The organism is Streptomyces sp. NPDC056580, assembly GCF_042793175.1.
Lineage (GTDB): Bacteria > Actinomycetota > Actinomycetes > Streptomycetales > Streptomycetaceae > Streptomyces.
On the sequence record NZ_JBHTVE010000005.1, the window covers coordinates 1 to 15,772 of the forward strand.

Consider the following 15,772-nt stretch of genomic DNA (forward strand, 5'->3'; position numbering starts at 1 on the left):
CTGGCGTTGATTTTTGGCACGCTGTTGAGTTCTCAAGGAACGGTCGCTTCCTTTGTACTCACCCTCTCGGGCTTTCCTCCGGGCGCTTCCCTTCGTTCTTGCGTTTCCGACTCTATCAGATCTTTTCTCGACCCGATTTCCTCGGCGCTTTCCAGATTCCCGCTTCCGCGTTTCCCTTTCCGGCGGCTCCGACTCTATCAGACCCTTTCGGCGTCGGATTCCCGGTCGGCGGGTTTGTCTTCGCGGCTGTTGGGCCGTTCCGACGAGTGAGACTTTAGCGGATTCCCGGCTCCCGAGCTAATCGGGGGCTGCGTCCTTTCGAACGCGGATTCCTCATTTCGCGAATACACACGCCAAAGCAGTCGACGCGGAACGCCGATGAAGTGGGTGGTACCTGCGGAATGGCTGTCCGGGGACCGACCGGAGTCGGTGCTCACGTCGGACAACTCGGAGAACCATACGCACGGGGTCTGGGCGTGTCAACTCGCTCCTGGAGACCGCACCCGAGGCGTACTCTGACGACATGACCTCGCGTACGTGTACCCAGTACTGGTGGGCCGCCTGACGGCGGCCGACCCACGTATGCACTCAACGGCCGCCGCTTCGGCGGCCGTTCTCGTATCTCCTCCAGGACTCCGGGGGCCGGCCGGCCGGGACGGCGGTCTCGATCAGGAGATGGAGCGGAGATGACACGGGTCTTCAGCGGCGTCAAGCCGACCGGACATCTGACCCTGGGGAACTACCTGGGAGCCATGAGGCGCTGGGCCGAGGTGGACCAGCACCGGTCGGACGCGCTGTTCTGCGTCGTCGACCTGCACGCGCTCACGGTGGACCACGACCCGGCGCGGGTGCTCAGACTGAGCAGGCAGGCGGCGACGCTGCTGCTCGCCTCGGGGCTCGACCCCGAGCGGTGCACCGTTTTCCTGCAGAGCCACGTGGACGAGCACACGCGTCTGTCGTACCTGCTGGAGTGCGTGGCCACGGACGGCGAGATGCGCCGCATGATCCAGTACAAGGAGAAGGCGCCCCGGGAGCGGGAGCGCGGCGGGAGCGTGCGGCTGTCGCTGCTGACGTATCCGGTGCTGATGGCCGCGGACATCCTGGCCTACGGGACCGACGAAGTGCCGGTCGGCGAGGACCAGACGCAGCACGTCGAGCTGACGCGGGACCTGGCGGTGCGGTTCAACCAGCGGTACGGGCACACCTTCGTCGTACCGAGGGCCACCCCTCCGGAGGTGGCCGCCCGGGTGATGAACCTGCAGGACCCGACGTCGAAGATGGGGAAGTCCGACGACTCGGGGCCGGGGATCGTCTATCTGCTCGACGAGCCCGACGTGGTGCGCAAGAAGGTCATGCGGGCGGTGACCGACAGCGGCAGGGACGTGGAGTACGACCGGGAGGGGCGGCCGGGGGTGGCGAACCTGCTGGAGATCCTCGGCGCCTGCACTGGCGCGGACCCGGAGGCGCTGGCCGGCGGGTACGACTCGTACGGCGCCTTGAAGAAGGACACCGCGGAGGCCGTGGTGGAGGTGCTGCGGCCGGTGCGGGCCAGGCACCGGGAGCTGTGCGCGGACCCCGCCTACGTGGAGGCGGTGCTGCGCCGGGGCGCGGAGAAGGCCCGGGCGATGGCCCGGCCGACCGTCGACGCCGCCTACCGGGCGATCGGGCTGATGCCGGCCGTGTCCTAGCCGGTGCCGGGCGAGGGCCGGCGTGCCGGGCACGTGCGGCCGGGCGAGGGCGAGCTCGGGGGCGGCGGGTCGAGTCGGTGGCCCGCCGCCCCGGGGACTCGCGCCCGGGTCAGTCCTTCTTGCCGGTGGCCAGCTCTCGGCTCCGGTCGCGGGCTGCCTCCAGAGCGGCGATGAGGGCGGCGCGCACGCCGTGGTTCTCCAGCTCGCGGATGGCGTTGATCGTCGTACCGGCCGGGGAGGTCACGTTCTCGCGCAGCTTGACCGGGTGCTCGCCGCTGTCGCGGAGCATCACCGCGGCGCCGATGGCGGACTGGACGATCAGTTCGTGGGCCTTGTCGCGGGGCAGGCCGAGCAGGATGCCGGCGTCGGTCATGGCCTCGACCAGGTAGAAGAAGTACGCGGGGCCGGAGCCGGACAGCGCGGTGCAGGCGTCCTGCTGGCTCTCGGGGACGCGCAGGGTCTTGCCGACGCCGCCGAAGATCTCCTCGGCGTGCGCGAGGTGCGCCTCCCCGGCGTGGCTGCCGGCGGAGATGACGGACATGGCCTCGTCGACTAGGGCGGGGGTGTTCGTCATGACGCGGACGACCGGCGTGCCGGCGGCGAGGCGCTCCTCGAAGAACGAGGTGGGGATGCCGGCTGCGCCGCTGATGACCAGGCGGTCGGCGGAGAGGTGCGGGGCGAGTTCGTCCAGGAGGGCGCCCATGTCCTGCGGCTTGACCGTGAGGATCAGTGTGTCGGCGGTCTTGGCTGCCTCGGTGTTGGTGACCGGGGTGACTCCGTGGCGGGCGCGGAGTTCTTCGGCGCGTTCGGGGCGGCGGGCGGTGACCAGGAGGTCGGCGGGGGACCAGCCGGCCCGGATCATTCCGCTGAGCAGGGCTTCGCCGATCTTGCCGGTGCCGAGGACTGCGACTTTCTGGCTCATGCGGCTCAGTTTCGCACCGGCGCGGCGGGGAGCGGGCCGTTGTCCGGCAGGCGGGACGTGCCGACGCGCCTCCCGCCCGCCGGGCTAGGCGGTGCGCCGGCGCAGGGTCGCCGCGCCGAGGCACAGGACCAGGACGGCGCAGCCCGCCACGATCAGTGCGTCGCGTACGAAGGCGGCGGTCATGTCGGTGTGGTGGAGGATCTCGTTCATGCCGTCGACGGCGTACGACATGGGCAGGACGTCGGAGACGGCCTCGAGTACCGGGTGCATGTCGGAGCGAGGGGTGAAGAGCCCGCAGAGCAGGAGCTGGGGGAAGATCACCGCGGGCATGAACTGGACCGCCTGGAACTCGGAGGCCGCGAAGGCCGAGACGAAGAGGCCGAGGGCCGTGCCGAGGAGGGCGTCGAGCAGTGCGACCAGCAGGAGCAGCCAGGCCGAGCCGGTGACGTCGAGGCCGAGGAGCCAGACCGAGAGTCCGGTGGCGAGGGCGGACTGGACGACTGCGACGGCGCCGAAGGCGAGGCCGTAGCCGGCGATGAGGTCGGCCTTGCCGAGGGGCATGGCGAGGAGGCGTTCGAGGGTGCCCGAGGTGCGTTCGCGCAGGGTGGCGATCGAGGTCACCAGGAACATCGTGATCAGCGGGAAGATGCCGAGCAGCGAGGCGCCGATGCCGTCGAAGGTGCGGGGGCTGGCGTCGAAGACGTAGCGCAGCAGGACCAGCATCAGGCAGGGGACGAGGAGCATCAGCGCGATGGTCCGCGGGTCGTGGCGGAGCTGGCGCAGGACGCGGGCCGCGGTGGCGGTGGTGCGGGCGGCGTTGAACGCGCCGGTCGGGGCGGTGGCCGCCTGGGGCGTCGGGTTCATCGGGTCGTCTCCTCGGTGCGGTCCGCGGCGGCCGCCCGGTCCACCAGGCGGAGGAAGGCGGCCTCGACGGTGTCGGTGCCGGTACGGGTGCGCAGGGCCTCCGGGGTGCCCTCGGCGAGGATCCGGCCGTCGCGCATCAGGAGCAGCCGGTGGCAGCGCTCGGCCTCGTCCATGACGTGGGAGGAGACGAGGAGGGTGACGCCCCGGTCGGCGGCGAGGCCGTGGAAGAGGTGCCACAGGTCGCGGCGCAGGACGGGGTCGAGGCCGACCGTCGGTTCGTCCAGGACGAGGAGTTCGGGGGTGCCGAGGAGGGCGACGGCGAGGGAGACGCGGCTGCGCTGGCCGCCGGAGAGGTTGCCGGCCAGGGCGTCGGCGTGGCTGGTGAGGTCGACGTCGGTGAGGACGCGGGCGACGTCGTCGCGGCGGTCGGGCCTGGCGCGGCCGGGGTCGAGGATCGCGGCGAAGTAGTCGAGGTTCTGGCGGACGGTCAGGTCGTCGTAGACGGAGGGGGCCTGGGTGACGTAGCCGATGCGGCTGCGCAGGGTGGCGTGTCCGGCGGGCAGGCCGAGGACGTCGAGGGTGCCGGAGACCTTGGCCTGGGTGCCGACGATGGAGCGGATGAGGGTGGACTTGCCGCATCCGGAGGGGCCGAGCAGACCGGTGACCTGGCCGCGCGCGACGGTGAAGCCGAGGTGGTGCAGGACGGTGCGGGGGCCGCGGACGACGGTGAGGTCGTCGGCGTGGACGGCGTGCGGCGCCGTGGGGCCGGGCGGGCCGGGCTCGTAATTCATCATGTGATGAATAATTGCCCCGCCGGTCCGGCGCCGTCAAGGGGCGTGCTCCCGTGCGCCGCGGACGCGAGCGGCGGCCCGGTGTGGACCGGGCCGCCGCTTGGCTGGGTCGGGCGAGGGGGTCAGGGTCTGGTCGCGACGAGCAGCAGCACGTCGTACGTCTCCTCGACGACACCGTCCGGGAAGACCTTCAGCAGATGGCCGCGCTCCTCCTCGAGGAAGGCGTCCCTGCGCTCCGCCGGGGCGACCAGGAACGCCGAGTGGCTGCCGATGTTGGCGAGGTGGGTGTCCAGCGGGACGCGCCGGCTCCAGCGGATGTCGCGGCGGGTGAAGTCGAGGCGCCCGGTGGGGTCGGCCTGCGCGCGGTCGCCGGCCCCGCGGTTCTCGGCGGGGATGTCGACGCCGAAGAAACGGCCGGTCCGCTCCGCGGACTCGGCGATCCACTCGACGTCCACGGGGTGGGTGTTCCACCACAGCGCCAGCGCCCCGCCCGGCCGCAGCACCCGCAGCGCCTCCGGAACCGCCCGGGCGGGGTCCGTCCAGTGCCAGGCCTGGGCGTAGGTGACGAGGTCGGCGCGGGCGTCGGCGACGGGGAGGGCGTTGCCGTCGCCCCGTACGAGCGGGACGTCCGGCAGGGCGCGGCGGAACTCGGCGGCCATGCCCTCCCCCGGCTCGACCGCGAGGACCTCGGCCCCGCGGTCCCGCAGCAGTGCGGAGGCGATACCGGTGCCGGCGCCGACATCCACCACCCGAGCGCCGGACAGGGGCCGGCCGGCCAGTTCCTCCACGGTGTCGAGCAGGGCGGGCGGGTAGGAGGGGCGGTTGGCGGCGTACTGGGCCGCGGCCGCGTTGAAGGAGTGGGCGCGCAGGCCGCGCGACGGCTCGGCGGTGGCTCGGGACGTGGTCATGAAGCCATGCTGTCCACACGGGCGGGCGGGGACACCGGCGGACTCGTCCGTGCGGCCCGCCGTGGAGCGGGCCGCGGCGACGGTCACTCGCCGGCCGGGCGCCGTCCCGGGTCACGGAGCGCCGCCGCGGACGGCTCCGCGCTACCGGCGGCGCTTGCGCTTCGACGGGTCGCCGGTGCGCCGGGAGGACCGGCGCTCGTACTCCTCACGGGCCTTCTCGTACTCCTCGCGGTGCAGCCTCTCGCCCGGGGCCTCGGTGAGGGCGCGGAAGAAGTGGGCCAGCAGGGAGCCGACGAACCCGATGGCGAGCAGGCCGCGCAGCGAGGCCTGTCGCTGGGGGTCGTGGCGCTTGCCGAAGCCCTCCCACGTGTTGCGGAAGGCCAGCGCGCTGCAGATCGCGAACATGACGATGATCAGCACGGTCACGAAGGACTCGGTGCCGGCGATCCGCAGGCCGTCGTAGGCGAAGCGCAGCACCAGGCAGGAGACGACGGCCGCGGCGAGGGAGCCGGCCGCCACGCCGGCGCGGCGGGCCGCGTACCCCTGGTCGTGGTGCACCCAGGAGGTGCCGAAGAAGCGGAGGGGCTCGGGGCGGGGGCCGCCGGCCGTGGCCTCGCCGCGCGCGGAGCCCGCCTGGTCCTCCGGGGTGCCGGTTTCGTCGCTCACGGGACGATTATGGCTCCGGGCGCCGGCGGGCTCCGGGCCGGGTCAGGAGCAGCGGGAGGCGACGTACCCGTCGCTGCCGGTGTGCACGTAGGCGTCGGAGACGAACTCGCCGTTGTCGATGTTGTCCCAGATCTTCGAGGTGCCGTACGGACCGGTCACGGTCGTGCCGGGCGTCTGGCAGAAGATCGGGACGCGGGCGCCCTCGGACAGGACCCGGACGATGCCGTAGCCGGTGCCGGGGCCGCTGCGGACGTTCAGCCGGACGCCCGGGGCGACCGCGTACGTGCGTACGGTCGCCTCCGCCGTCAGTGACGCGTCCTCGCCGCCGCTGGTGGCCGTGACCGTGTGGTCAGACATGACAGACCTCCCCCGTCGAGCCCCATGACCGCGATGGGGCCTCCCCTTGATTGCCGCGTGCGCCGCGGCCCGGGACCCGGGTGCGCGACTCGCCCCCGGAGGCTAGCAAGCCGCCTCGGTCTCGTACGAGTCATCGACTAGGCTCCGTGCGTCGCGCGCACGGACGAACAGCACGGGGGTGGTCCATGGCGCCGCAGCGCAGTACTGGAGCCGGCATGGAACCGGAACTTCCCGAGTACGCCGGTCAGTACCGCCTGGAGTCGTGTCTGGGCTCCGGTGGCATGGGCGTGGTCCATCTGGCCCGCAGTGACTCCGGACTGAAGCTCGCCGTGAAGGTCGTGCACGCCGAGTTCGCCAGGGACCGCGAGTTCCGCGGGCGTTTCCGGCAGGAGGTGGCGGCGGCCCGCAGGGTGAGCGGGGCCTTCACCGCCCCGGTGGTGGACGCCGACCCGAACGCCGAACGGCCTTGGATGGCGACGCTGTTCATCCCCGGCCCGACCCTTTCGGAGCACGTGAAGCGGAGCGGCCCCATGCCGCCCGCCCAGGTGCGCCGTCTGATGGCCGGGCTGGCGGAGGCCCTGCGGGACATCCACCGGGTGGGCGTCGTGCACCGGGACCTCAAGCCGAGCAACGTCCTGCTCGCCGAGGACGGCCCTAAGGTCATCGACTTCGGCATCTCCCGGCCGAAGGACAGTGAACTGCGCACCGAGACCGGCAAGTTGATCGGGACGCCGCCGTTCATGGCGCCCGAGCAGTTCCGGCGCCCGCGGGAGGTCGGCCCGGCGGCGGACATCTTCGCCCTCGGCTCGGTGCTGGTGCACGCGGCCACCGGGCGGGGGCCGTTCGACTCCGACAGTCCCTATGTCGTCGCGTACCAGGTGGTGCACGACGAGCCGGATCTGACCGGGGTGCCGGAGAGTCTGGCGCCGCTGCTGCTGCGGTGTCTGGCGAAGGAGCCGGAGGACCGGCCCACCCCGGACGAGCTGATGCGCGAACTGCGCTCGATGGCCGCCTCCTACGACACCCAGGCGTTCATACCCGCGCAGCGGACCGGCGAGGGTCCCCCGCCGCCCCGGCCGGCCGCGGCCGAGCCGGAGTCCGAGTCCGAGCCCAAGCCGGAGTCCGAGCCCGAGCCGGAGTCCGAGCCCGAGCCGGAGTCCGAGCCCAGGTCGAAGTCCGCGTCCCGTCCCCGGCCCTGGCGCCGGTCCGGCAGGCGGGTGGCGCTGGCCGCCGGGGTGCTCGCCGTCGTGCTGGGCGGTGCGCTCACGGGGCTGCTGTGGCCGGGCGGCGGCCCGGCGGACCGGGCGACGGGCGCGCCGGCCGCTGCCGCAGCCGTCACCTCCTGGCAGGCGAAGCCCGTCGGCCAGGGTTCCGGGATGCCGCAATGCGTGTACGGGGACGGGAAGTTGCTGTGCGTCCGGTCCGGCGTGGCGTTCGCGCTCGACCCCGCGGACGGTGCGCTGCTGTGGCGGCGCCCGGTCGCAGGGGAGCGGGCGGCCGGGGCGCCGGCCCTCGTGGACGGCCTGCTGCTGGTGACGGTGGACGGCGGCCGCCGGGTGACGGCGCTCGACCCGGCCTCCGGTGAGCGGCGGTGGCTGCGGGACCTGCCCCCGCACGGGGCGGCGCGCTTCGCCGGCGGCACGCTCCTGGTCACCGGCGCCGACGGGACGGTCACGGGATCGTCCGCGGCTTCGGGGGCCCGGAAGTGGCAGCGCCGGGTCGCCGGGCGGGACACCCCTTCGCTGACGCTCCCCGGCGGGGATCCGCTGGCCTACGCGGCCGGCTCCTCGGCGGACGGCGCGTACACGCTGGTCACCGCCCTTGACCCGGGCTCCGGCGCCGTCCGGTGGGACGCCCGCCTCGAGGGCTGGCTGCGAGTCGTCGGCAGCGAGGACGGTGCGCTGTACCTGCTCGCCGTCGATCCGGCCACGGGGGACGCGACCGGGGTCGTGCGCTACTCACCCGCCTCGCGTTCGGTGCGCCGGGTCGCGCTGCCCGTCCGGCGGGTGGCGGCCCAGGCGGACGTGCACGACGGTGTGGTCCACGTGCTGGCGGCCGGTGGCTCACTGGACGCCGTCGACCTGCGCACGGGCCGCCGGCTGTGGCACCTGGAGACGTCCGTGAGCCGTGGTTCGGCGCCGGTCTCCTCGGCCGGCCGGGTCTGCTTCACCGCGCCCGACGGACGGCTCATCGCCGTGGACGCGCGCGACGGGAGCCTGGTGGGGCAGACGCCGCCCCGGCTCGGCCGGAACTCGGGCACGGTCACGGCCGTGCTGCCGGCCCCCCTCCTCGCCGGCCCCCGCGTGTACGCCACCGCTCCGGACGGCACCGTGTTCGCCGTGCCCGCGAAGGACACCTCGGCCTGGTGAGACGGCGCGCGGGGCCGCCCCCGGTGGAGGCGGCCCCGCGCGGTGCTCCGGCTCAGCCGAGCTTGCTGACGTCGCGCACCGCGCCCTTGTCGGCGCTGGTCGCCATGGCGGCGTAGGCGCGCAGGGCGGCGGAGACCTTGCGGTCCCGGTTCCCCGGGGCGTAGTTCCCGCCCAGCTCCTGGTCGCGCCGGGCCAGCTCCGCCTCGTCGACCAGCAGCTCGATGCTGCGGTTCGGGATGTCGATGCGGATGCGGTCGCCGTCCCGGACCAGGGCGATGGTGCCGCCGGAGGCCGCCTCGGGGGAGGCGTGGCCGATGGAGAGGCCGGAGGTGCCCCCGGAGAAGCGGCCGTCGGTGATCAGGGCGCAGGTCTTGCCCAGGCCGCGGCCCTTCAGGTACGAGGTCGGGTAGAGCATCTCCTGCATGCCGGGGCCGCCCTTGGGGCCCTCGTAGCGGATGACGACGACGTCGCCGTCCTTGACCTCCTGGGTGAGGATGCGCTGGACGGCCTCCTCCTGCGACTCGCAGACCACCGCCGGGCCCTCGAAGGTCCAGATCGACTCGTCGACGCCCGCGGTCTTCACCACGCAGCCGTCGACCGCCAGGTTGCCCCTGAGGACCGCGAGGCCGCCGTCCTTGGAGTAGGCGTGCTCGGCGGAGCGGATGCAGCCGTTCTCGGCGTCGTCGTCCAGGGCCTCCCAGCGCTCGGACTGGGAGAATGCCTCGGCGGAGCGGACGCAGCCGGGGGCCGCGTGCCACAGCTCGACGGCCTCCGGCGACGGGGAGCCGCCGCGGACGTCCCAGGTCTTCAGCCAGTCTGACAGCGAGGGGCTGTGGACGGCGTGGACGTCCTCGTTGAGCAGGCCGGCGCGGTGCAGTTCGCCGAGCAGGGCGGGGATGCCGCCGGCGCGGTGCACGTCCTCCATGTAGTACGTGCGGTTCTTCGCGACGTTGGGCGCGACCTTGGCGAGGCAGGGGACGCGGCGGGAGACGGCGTCGATCTGCTCCAGGCCGAACGGGACGCCCGCCTCCTGGGCGGCGGCCAGCAGGTGCAGGATCGTGTTGGTGGAGCCGCCCATCGCGATGTCCAGGGCCATGGCGTTCTCGAAGGCCTGGAAGGTGGCGACGTTCAGCGGCAGGACCGAGTCGTCGTCCTGCTCGTAGTAGCGGCGGGTGAGGTCCATGACCGTGCGGGCCGCGTTCTCGTACAGGGCGCGGCGGGCGGTGTGGGTGGCGAGGACCGAGCCGTTGCCGGGCAGGGAGAGGCCGATCGCCTCGGTCAGGCAGTTCATCGAGTTGGCGGTGAACATGCCCGAACAGCTTCCGCAGGTCGGGCAGGCGTTCTCCTCGATGCGGAGGATGTCCTCGTCGGAGATCTTGTCGTTGACGGCGTCGGAGATCGCGTCGACGAGGTCCAGGGTGCGCACCGTGCCGTCGACCAGCGTGGCCCGGCCGGACTCCATGGGGCCGCCGGAGACAAACACCGTCGGGATGTTCAGGCGCAGGGCCGCCATCAGCATGCCCGGGGTGATCTTGTCGCAGTTGGAGATGCAGACGAGGGCGTCGGCGCAGTGGGCCTCGACCATGTACTCCACCGAGTCCGCGATCAGGTCGCGGGAGGGCAGGGAGTAGAGCATGCCTCCGTGGCCCATGGCGATGCCGTCGTCCACCGCGATGGTGTTGAACTCGCGCGGGATGCCGCCCGCCTCCTTGATCGCCTCGCTGACGATCCGGCCGACCGGCTGCAGGTGGGTGTGGCCCGGCACGAACTCGGTGAAGGAGTTGGCGACGGCGATGACCGGCTTCCGGCCGATGTCCGCACCGGGTACACCGGAGGCGCGCATAAGGGCGCGGGCGCCCGCCATGTTGCGGCCGTGGGTGACTGTGCGGGACCTCAGCTCGGGCATCGTCGCTCGCTCCTTCGAAGACCTTCTGCCAGTGGGTTCTGACTCCTCCGAGCGTACGCCGCCGCTCCAAGGGATGGACAAGCCTGTCCGGATTCCGGGACGCGTGTTTCGCGGAGGCCGCGGCCGGGGACCCGGCACGGCTGTCAGGGCTCGGTCAGATGGCCCTGCACCACGGGGGCGACCCGCGCGACGATCTGTTCCAGGTCCGCCGACGCGAGCGGCTCCAGCTTGATCACATACCGCATCATCGCCGTGCCGACGAGCTGCGCGGCGGCCAGCTCCGCGCGCAGTTCCGCGTCCGGCAGGTCCACCTGGGCGGCCACGCGGCGCAGCAGCTGGGAGGCGACCAGGCGGCGGAAGACGGCCGCCGCGGTCTCGTTGTTCACGGCGGAGCGGAGGATCGCGAGCAGGGGTGTCCGGGTCGTGGGGTTCTCCCAGACGCCGAGGAGGAAGCGGGTCAGCCGTTCGCCGATCTCGGCCGGCGGGACGTCGGCGATGGCGGCGGGCATTTCGAGCGCGGGCGCGAAGGCGACCGCGACGGACGCCTCGAAGATCTGCTCCTTGGTGCCGAAGTAGTGGTGGACGAGCGCCGAGTCGACCCCGGCGGCCTTGGCGATGCCGCGTACGGACGTCTTCTCGTAGCCGCGTTCGGAGAACTCCTCGCGGGCGGCGGCCAGGATGCGGTCGCGGGTGCCGGCGGACTCGGTGCGCGGGGGCCGGCCCCTGCGGCGCGAGGTGGCGCCGGTCATCGCCGGGGCACCCGCACGGCGGCGGCGAGGTGCTGCCGGGTGAAGGCCAGGGCCTCGGCGAGGTCGGCCTCGCGCTCGGCGCCGGACATCGCGCGCCGGGTGTTCACCTCGATCACGACGTGGCCGTCGAAGCCGGTGTGCGTGAGCCGCTCCAGCAGCTCGGCGCAGGGCTGGTTGCCGCGGCCGGGGACCAGGTGCTCGTCCTTGGCGGAGCCGCGGCCGTCGGCGAGGTGGACGTGACCGAGCCGGTCGCCCATGCGGTCGATCATGGCGAGCGCGTCGGTGCGGGCCGTCGAGGTGTGGCTGAGGTCGATCGTGAAGTGCCGGTAGTCGTCCTTGGTGACGTCCCAGTCGGGGGCGTAGGCCAGCATCTCGCGGTCGCGGTAGCGCCACGGGTACATGTTCTCCACGGCGAACCGCACGTCCGTCTCGTTCGCCATCCGCCACACGCCGGTGACGAAGTCGCGGGCGTACTGCCGCTGCCAGCGGAACGGCGGGTGGACGACGACCGTGTCGGCGCCCAGCTTCTCGGCGGCCGCGCGGGCCCGCTGGAGCTTGACCCACGGGTCGGTGGACCAGACGCGCTGGGTGATCAGCAGGCAGGGGGCGTGCACGGCGAGGATCGGGATGCCGTGGTAGTCGGACAGCCGGCGCAGGGCCTGGATGTCCTGGCTCACCGGGTCGGTCCACACCATGACCTCGACGCCGTCGTAGCCCACGCGTGCGGCGATCTCGAAGGCGGTCGCCGTCGACTCCGGGTAAACCGAGGCCGTCGACAGGGCGACCTTTACGTCCCTTGGTTCAGCCACGTCCGTCACCTTACGGGGTCGGGCGACCCGGGTGCGGGGTGCCGGTTCGCCATTGTGAGCTTTGCCATCCGCGTGGTCGCGCGGCATGCCGGGCCGCTCGCGCGCGGCGGTGGCATGTGCGGATACGGTTCCGCGCCCCCGGACGCTCAGTCGGAGCCCATGTGGTCGAGGCGGCGGAGGATGACGCCCTCACGCAGCGCCCAGGGGCATATCTCCAGGCTCTCCACGCCGAACAGGTCCATCGCGCCCTCGGCCACCAGGGCGCCGGCGAGGAGCTGGCCGGCCCTGCCCTCCGAGACGCCGGGGAGTTCCACGCACTGCTCGGCGGTCATCCCGGACAGCCGCGGCACCCAGGCCTCCAGGGACTCGCGCTTGAGCTCGCGCTGGACGTAGAGGCCCTCCGCGCTGCGGGCGGCACCGGCGATGCGGGCGAGTTGCTTGAAGGTCTTGGAGGTGGCGACCACGTGGTCGGGGGCGCCGAAGCGGCTGAACTCGCCGACGGTGCGGGCGATCTCCGTGCGGACGTGCCGGCGCAGGGCGCGCACGTCGTCGGGTGCCGGAGGGTCGCCGGGCAGCCAGCCCGCGGTGAGGCGGCCGGCGCCGAGCGGCAGGGAGACGGCGGCGTCCGGCTCCTCGTCCATGCCGTAGGCGATCTCCAGGGAGCCGCCGCCGATGTCCAGGACCAGCAGCTTGCCGGCGGACCAGCCGAACCAGCGGCGGACGGCGAGGAAGGTGAGCCGGGCCTCCTCCGGACCGGTGAGCACCTGGAGCCGTACGCCGGTCTCGTTCTCCACGCGCGCGAGGACGTCGTCGGCGTTGGTGGCCTCCCGGACGGCGGAGGTGGCGAACGGCAGCAGGTCCTCGACGCCCTTGTCCTCGGCGGCCTGGAGCGCGTCCCGGACCACGTCGACCAGCCGGTGGATGCCGTCGTCGCCGATGGCGCCGCTGTCGTCGAGCAGTTGGGCGAGCCGCAGGTCGGCCTTGTGGGAGTGCGCGGGCAGCGGCCGTGCGCCGGGGTGGGCGTCCACCACCAGCAGATGCACCGTGTTGGAACCCACGTCCAGGACACCGAGTCTCATGTACGGAACGCTACTGCCAGAACCGCCGTCCTCGGTCCCCGTTGCGGGCCCGGGCGACTTACCCTGGACGCGTGCCAAAGACGAAAAAGGCGAAGGACGACAAGTCGTCCAAGTCCGGCAAGACGCCCAGAAAGGCCCCGAAGGTGAGTGACGAGAAGGGGCTCGACTTCGCGCGCGCATGGGTGGAGTTCCCTGATCCGGCGGACGACGAGCAGGTGTTCCGCTGCGATCTGACATGGCTGACCTCTCGCTGGAACTGCGTCTTCGGCAGCGGCTGCCAGGGCATCCAGGCGGGCCGCGCGGACGACGGATGCTGCTCGCTGGGCGCGCACTTCTCCGACGAGGACGACGAGAAGCGGGTCGCCGAGCACGTGGCGAGGCTCACGCCGGAGATCTGGCAGCACCACGACGAGGGCACCCGCAACGGCTGGATCTCGGAGGACGACGAGGGGTCCCGGCAGACCCGGCCCTTCCAGGGGTCCTGCGTCTTCCAGAACCGTCCGGGCTTCCCGGGCGGCGCGGGCTGCTCGCTGCACATCCTCGCCCTGAGGGAGGGCCGGGAACCGCTGGAGACCAAGCCGGACGTCTGCTGGCAGCTCCCCATCCGGCGCACGTACGACTGGATCGACCGGCCGGACGACACCCGCGTACTGCAGGTGTCGATCGGCGAGTACGACCGCCGGGGCTGGGGCCCGGGCGGCCATGACCTGCACTGGTGGTGCACCTCGGCCACCTCGGCGCACGGCGCGGGCGAGCCGGTGTACGTCTCCTACCGGGCGGAGCTGACCGAGCTGATGGGCAAGGCCGGCTACGACCGCCTGGCCGAACTGTGCGAGCAGCGGCTGGCCTCGCAGCTCCCGCTGGTGGCGCCGCATCCCGCGGACCCGGAGGTTCCCTAGGCACTGCCCTGGCCGTCCGACGGGCTCGGGCCGCCGCCGTCGTCGTCGTCGTCGGTGGGCGGCGGGGACGAGTTCGGAGGGTCGGACGGTGCCGGATCGGACGGGGTGGCCGGCGGGTCCGAGGGCGAGGGGGGCGGACTGGACGGCGGGTCGGTGTGGGCCGGGGGCGTGGTGCTCGGGTCGGGTGCGTGCGTCGAGGGCCGGGCCGAGGGTCCGCCGGGGGCGGTGCCGTAGCCGTCGATCGTGACCGCGGCGCCGGCCGGTGAGACCGCCACCCGCGCGCGCCAGTGGCCGGACGGCTCGCGCAGCCGGTCGATGTACACCTTGATCGTGCACGTCCCGCCGGGCCGCAGGGTCCCGGACGACCGGCTGAAGTAGAGCCAGGACGCCGAGGTCGACGCGGACCAGTGGACCGGTCCCGAGCCGGACGCGGTGAGTGTGATCAGCGTGGTCTCGCCGTCGATGCGCGCGCCGACGGCGAGCTGCGCGGCGCCCTTCCCGCCGCTCCCGCCGACGCTGACGACCTCCACGGAGACGTCCGCCGTGCCCTCCCCGTGCGGGGCGCCGGACGGCTTCACCCGGGCGTTGCCCGCGTTCTCGTAACCGCCGCCGGTGTCGCCGCCGAAGGCGTCCGGGCCCTGCGCCTCACGCGCGGGGCCCGGGCGGCCGTCCTCGCCGCCTACCGGGGCGCCCCGGTAGGCGGCCCACAGGGCGAACACGGGGGCGGCGACCACGGTGGCCACGACGGTCGTGGTGACGGCACGCGCGCGGAGCCGGTCGCGACGGGCGGCGCGGTCCTTGGGGTCCATCGGGAAGCCGCGCCGGTCGAAGCGGGGCACGGCCGCGCCACGCGCGCGCGGGTGGTGCGCGAGGGCGGCGTGCAGGGCCGCGCGGGGCGCCTGCAGGACCGGCAGCTCGGCGGGGGTGACCGTGGCGCCGGGCCAGCGGCCCGGGACGGCCCGCTCGGCGGTGCGGCGGCAGCGCGGGCAGTCGTCGACGTGCCGGACCAGCTCGCGGCGCAGGGTGGTGCTGAGGACCAGCCGGCTGTCTCCGGTGAGGTGGGCCACGCTCGGGCAGCCGCCGGTCTCCACCACCGCGAGCGCCGCCCGGGTCCGCTCGACCTCGCAGGCCGCGGAGGCCAGCAGCTCGCGCGCGGCGGCGGGCGTCATGCCGAGGACGGCGGCGACCTCGGGCGCGGCGAGGTGGTGGCGGACGGCGAGCTCCAGCGCCTCGCGCTGCTCCGGGGAGGTGCCGGCCGCCTCCGGCCAGGCGAGCAGGGCGAGTTCACCGCGCCGCTGCTCCACGACCTCCGGGGCCACGGGCGGATCGGCCTGCCGTTTCGCGGCGGCCGGCCGGCCCGACGCGTGCCCGGCCTGACGTTTCCGCCGGGCCTCCGCGAGCCCGCGCAGACACGCCCAGCGGGCCAGTGCGTACAGCCAGGCCCGCTGGTCGGCGGCGTCCGGGACCCGCTGGCCGCGCCGCTCGGCGACCGCGAGGACGTCCCCGAGGGCCGCGGTGGCCGCGTCGTGGTCGCACAGCACCGACAGGCAGTAGGTGAACAGACCGTCCAGGTACGGCTCGTAGCGCGCCGACGGTCGCTGCGCGAGGGTGCGCGCGGCGGCTCGGTCGCGCGCCTCCCGGTGCGTCCGATGTGCGCCGGTGGTGCGGGTCGTCGTCTCCGGACTGCTGCTCATCACCCGTGCGACCGTAGGCGGCGGCGCAGCGCTCCTTCCGGCACCTTGAGCTCTTTTAATTCGTACGGGTG

General features: G+C 73.4%; 15 protein-coding genes. 4 read left to right on the forward strand and 11 right to left on the reverse strand.

Translation table 11 applies throughout. The annotated features are described in order from the left end of the window. Positions 1–270 (forward strand): hypothetical protein (locus ACFQ9Z_RS11325; protein ID WP_383014501.1); only part of this gene is annotated, 270 nt, incomplete at its 5' end. A 416-nt stretch (positions 271–686) separates the two neighbouring features. Beyond that, entirely contained in the window at positions 687–1,688 is a 1,002-nt protein-coding gene (gene trpS, locus ACFQ9Z_RS11330; protein ID WP_383014503.1) for a tryptophan--tRNA ligase, read from the forward strand. 109 nt (positions 1,689–1,797) lie between these two features. On the opposite strand, the gene proC is transcribed toward trpS, so the two are convergent. The 6 genes from proC to ACFQ9Z_RS11360 all read right to left on the reverse strand — a co-directional run bounded on the left by proC (position 1,798) and on the right by ACFQ9Z_RS11360 (position 6,196). Beyond that, positions 1,798–2,610: a pyrroline-5-carboxylate reductase gene (gene proC, locus ACFQ9Z_RS11335; protein ID WP_143629481.1), complete on the reverse strand. Its 813-nt coding sequence runs from the start codon at positions 2,608–2,610 to the stop codon at positions 1,798–1,800. 84 nt (positions 2,611–2,694) lie between these two features. Then, on the reverse strand, positions 2,695–3,474 hold the full coding sequence (locus ACFQ9Z_RS11340; RefSeq protein ID WP_383014506.1) for an ABC transporter permease: 780 nt from the start codon (positions 3,472–3,474) through the stop codon (positions 2,695–2,697). Beyond that, on the reverse strand, positions 3,471–4,268 hold the full coding sequence (locus tag ACFQ9Z_RS11345) for an ABC transporter ATP-binding protein (protein ID WP_383014509.1): 798 nt from the start codon (positions 4,266–4,268) through the stop codon (positions 3,471–3,473). The genes ACFQ9Z_RS11340 and ACFQ9Z_RS11345 overlap by 4 nt, the downstream gene beginning before the upstream one ends. A 119-nt stretch (positions 4,269–4,387) precedes the next feature. Next, positions 4,388–5,173, reverse strand: coding sequence for a class I SAM-dependent methyltransferase (locus ACFQ9Z_RS11350; protein WP_383014512.1), 786 nt, complete (start codon positions 5,171–5,173; stop codon positions 4,388–4,390). Between the two features lie 141 nt (positions 5,174–5,314). Continuing rightward, entirely contained in the window at positions 5,315–5,839 is a 525-nt protein-coding gene (locus ACFQ9Z_RS11355) for an EamA/RhaT family transporter (protein ID WP_383014515.1), read from the reverse strand. Positions 5,840–5,881: 42 nt separating this feature from the next. Next, a complete protein-coding gene (locus tag ACFQ9Z_RS11360; protein ID WP_383014518.1) occupies positions 5,882–6,196 on the reverse strand; it encodes an SH3 domain-containing protein in 315 nt (104 codons plus the stop codon). 185 nt (positions 6,197–6,381) lie between these two features. Here ACFQ9Z_RS11360 and ACFQ9Z_RS11365 point away from each other — a divergent pair, with 185 nt between their 5' ends. Then, a complete protein-coding gene (locus tag ACFQ9Z_RS11365) occupies positions 6,382–8,565 on the forward strand; it encodes a PQQ-binding-like beta-propeller repeat protein (RefSeq protein ID WP_383014521.1) in 2,184 nt (727 codons plus the stop codon). A gap of 52 nt (positions 8,566–8,617) precedes the next feature. Here the strand turns inward: ACFQ9Z_RS11365 and ilvD are convergent, their stop codons facing one another. From ilvD to ACFQ9Z_RS11385, 4 genes are all read right to left on the reverse strand, one after another. Then, a complete protein-coding gene (gene ilvD, locus ACFQ9Z_RS11370; RefSeq protein WP_383014524.1) occupies positions 8,618–10,471 on the reverse strand; it encodes a dihydroxy-acid dehydratase in 1,854 nt (617 codons plus the stop codon). A gap of 143 nt (positions 10,472–10,614) precedes the next feature. After that, positions 10,615–11,220, reverse strand: coding sequence for a TetR family transcriptional regulator (locus tag ACFQ9Z_RS11375; protein ID WP_383014527.1), 606 nt, complete (start codon positions 11,218–11,220; stop codon positions 10,615–10,617). Next, positions 11,217–12,029 (reverse strand): sugar phosphate isomerase/epimerase, encoded by an 813-nt coding sequence (locus ACFQ9Z_RS11380; protein WP_143629501.1) that lies wholly within the window; start codon positions 12,027–12,029, stop codon positions 11,217–11,219. Before ACFQ9Z_RS11380 ends, ACFQ9Z_RS11375 begins: the two co-directional genes overlap by 4 nt. Positions 12,030–12,175: 146 nt before the next feature. After that, the gene (locus tag ACFQ9Z_RS11385; RefSeq protein WP_383014532.1) at positions 12,176–13,108 is read right to left on the reverse strand and encodes a Ppx/GppA family phosphatase; all 933 of its coding nucleotides are present in this window, start codon (positions 13,106–13,108) and stop codon (positions 12,176–12,178) included. Positions 13,109–13,179: 71 nt separating this feature from the next. Here ACFQ9Z_RS11385 and ACFQ9Z_RS11390 point away from each other — a divergent pair, with 71 nt between their 5' ends. Then, entirely contained in the window at positions 13,180–14,007 is an 828-nt protein-coding gene (locus tag ACFQ9Z_RS11390; RefSeq protein WP_383014535.1) for a hypothetical protein, read from the forward strand. On the opposite strand, the gene ACFQ9Z_RS11395 is transcribed toward ACFQ9Z_RS11390, so the two are convergent. Beyond that, positions 14,004–15,704: a hypothetical protein gene (locus ACFQ9Z_RS11395; RefSeq protein ID WP_383014538.1), complete on the reverse strand. Its 1,701-nt coding sequence runs from the start codon at positions 15,702–15,704 to the stop codon at positions 14,004–14,006. The two genes, ACFQ9Z_RS11390 and ACFQ9Z_RS11395, sit on opposite strands and share 4 nt — an antisense overlap. Between the last annotated feature and the right edge of the window lie 68 nt (positions 15,705–15,772).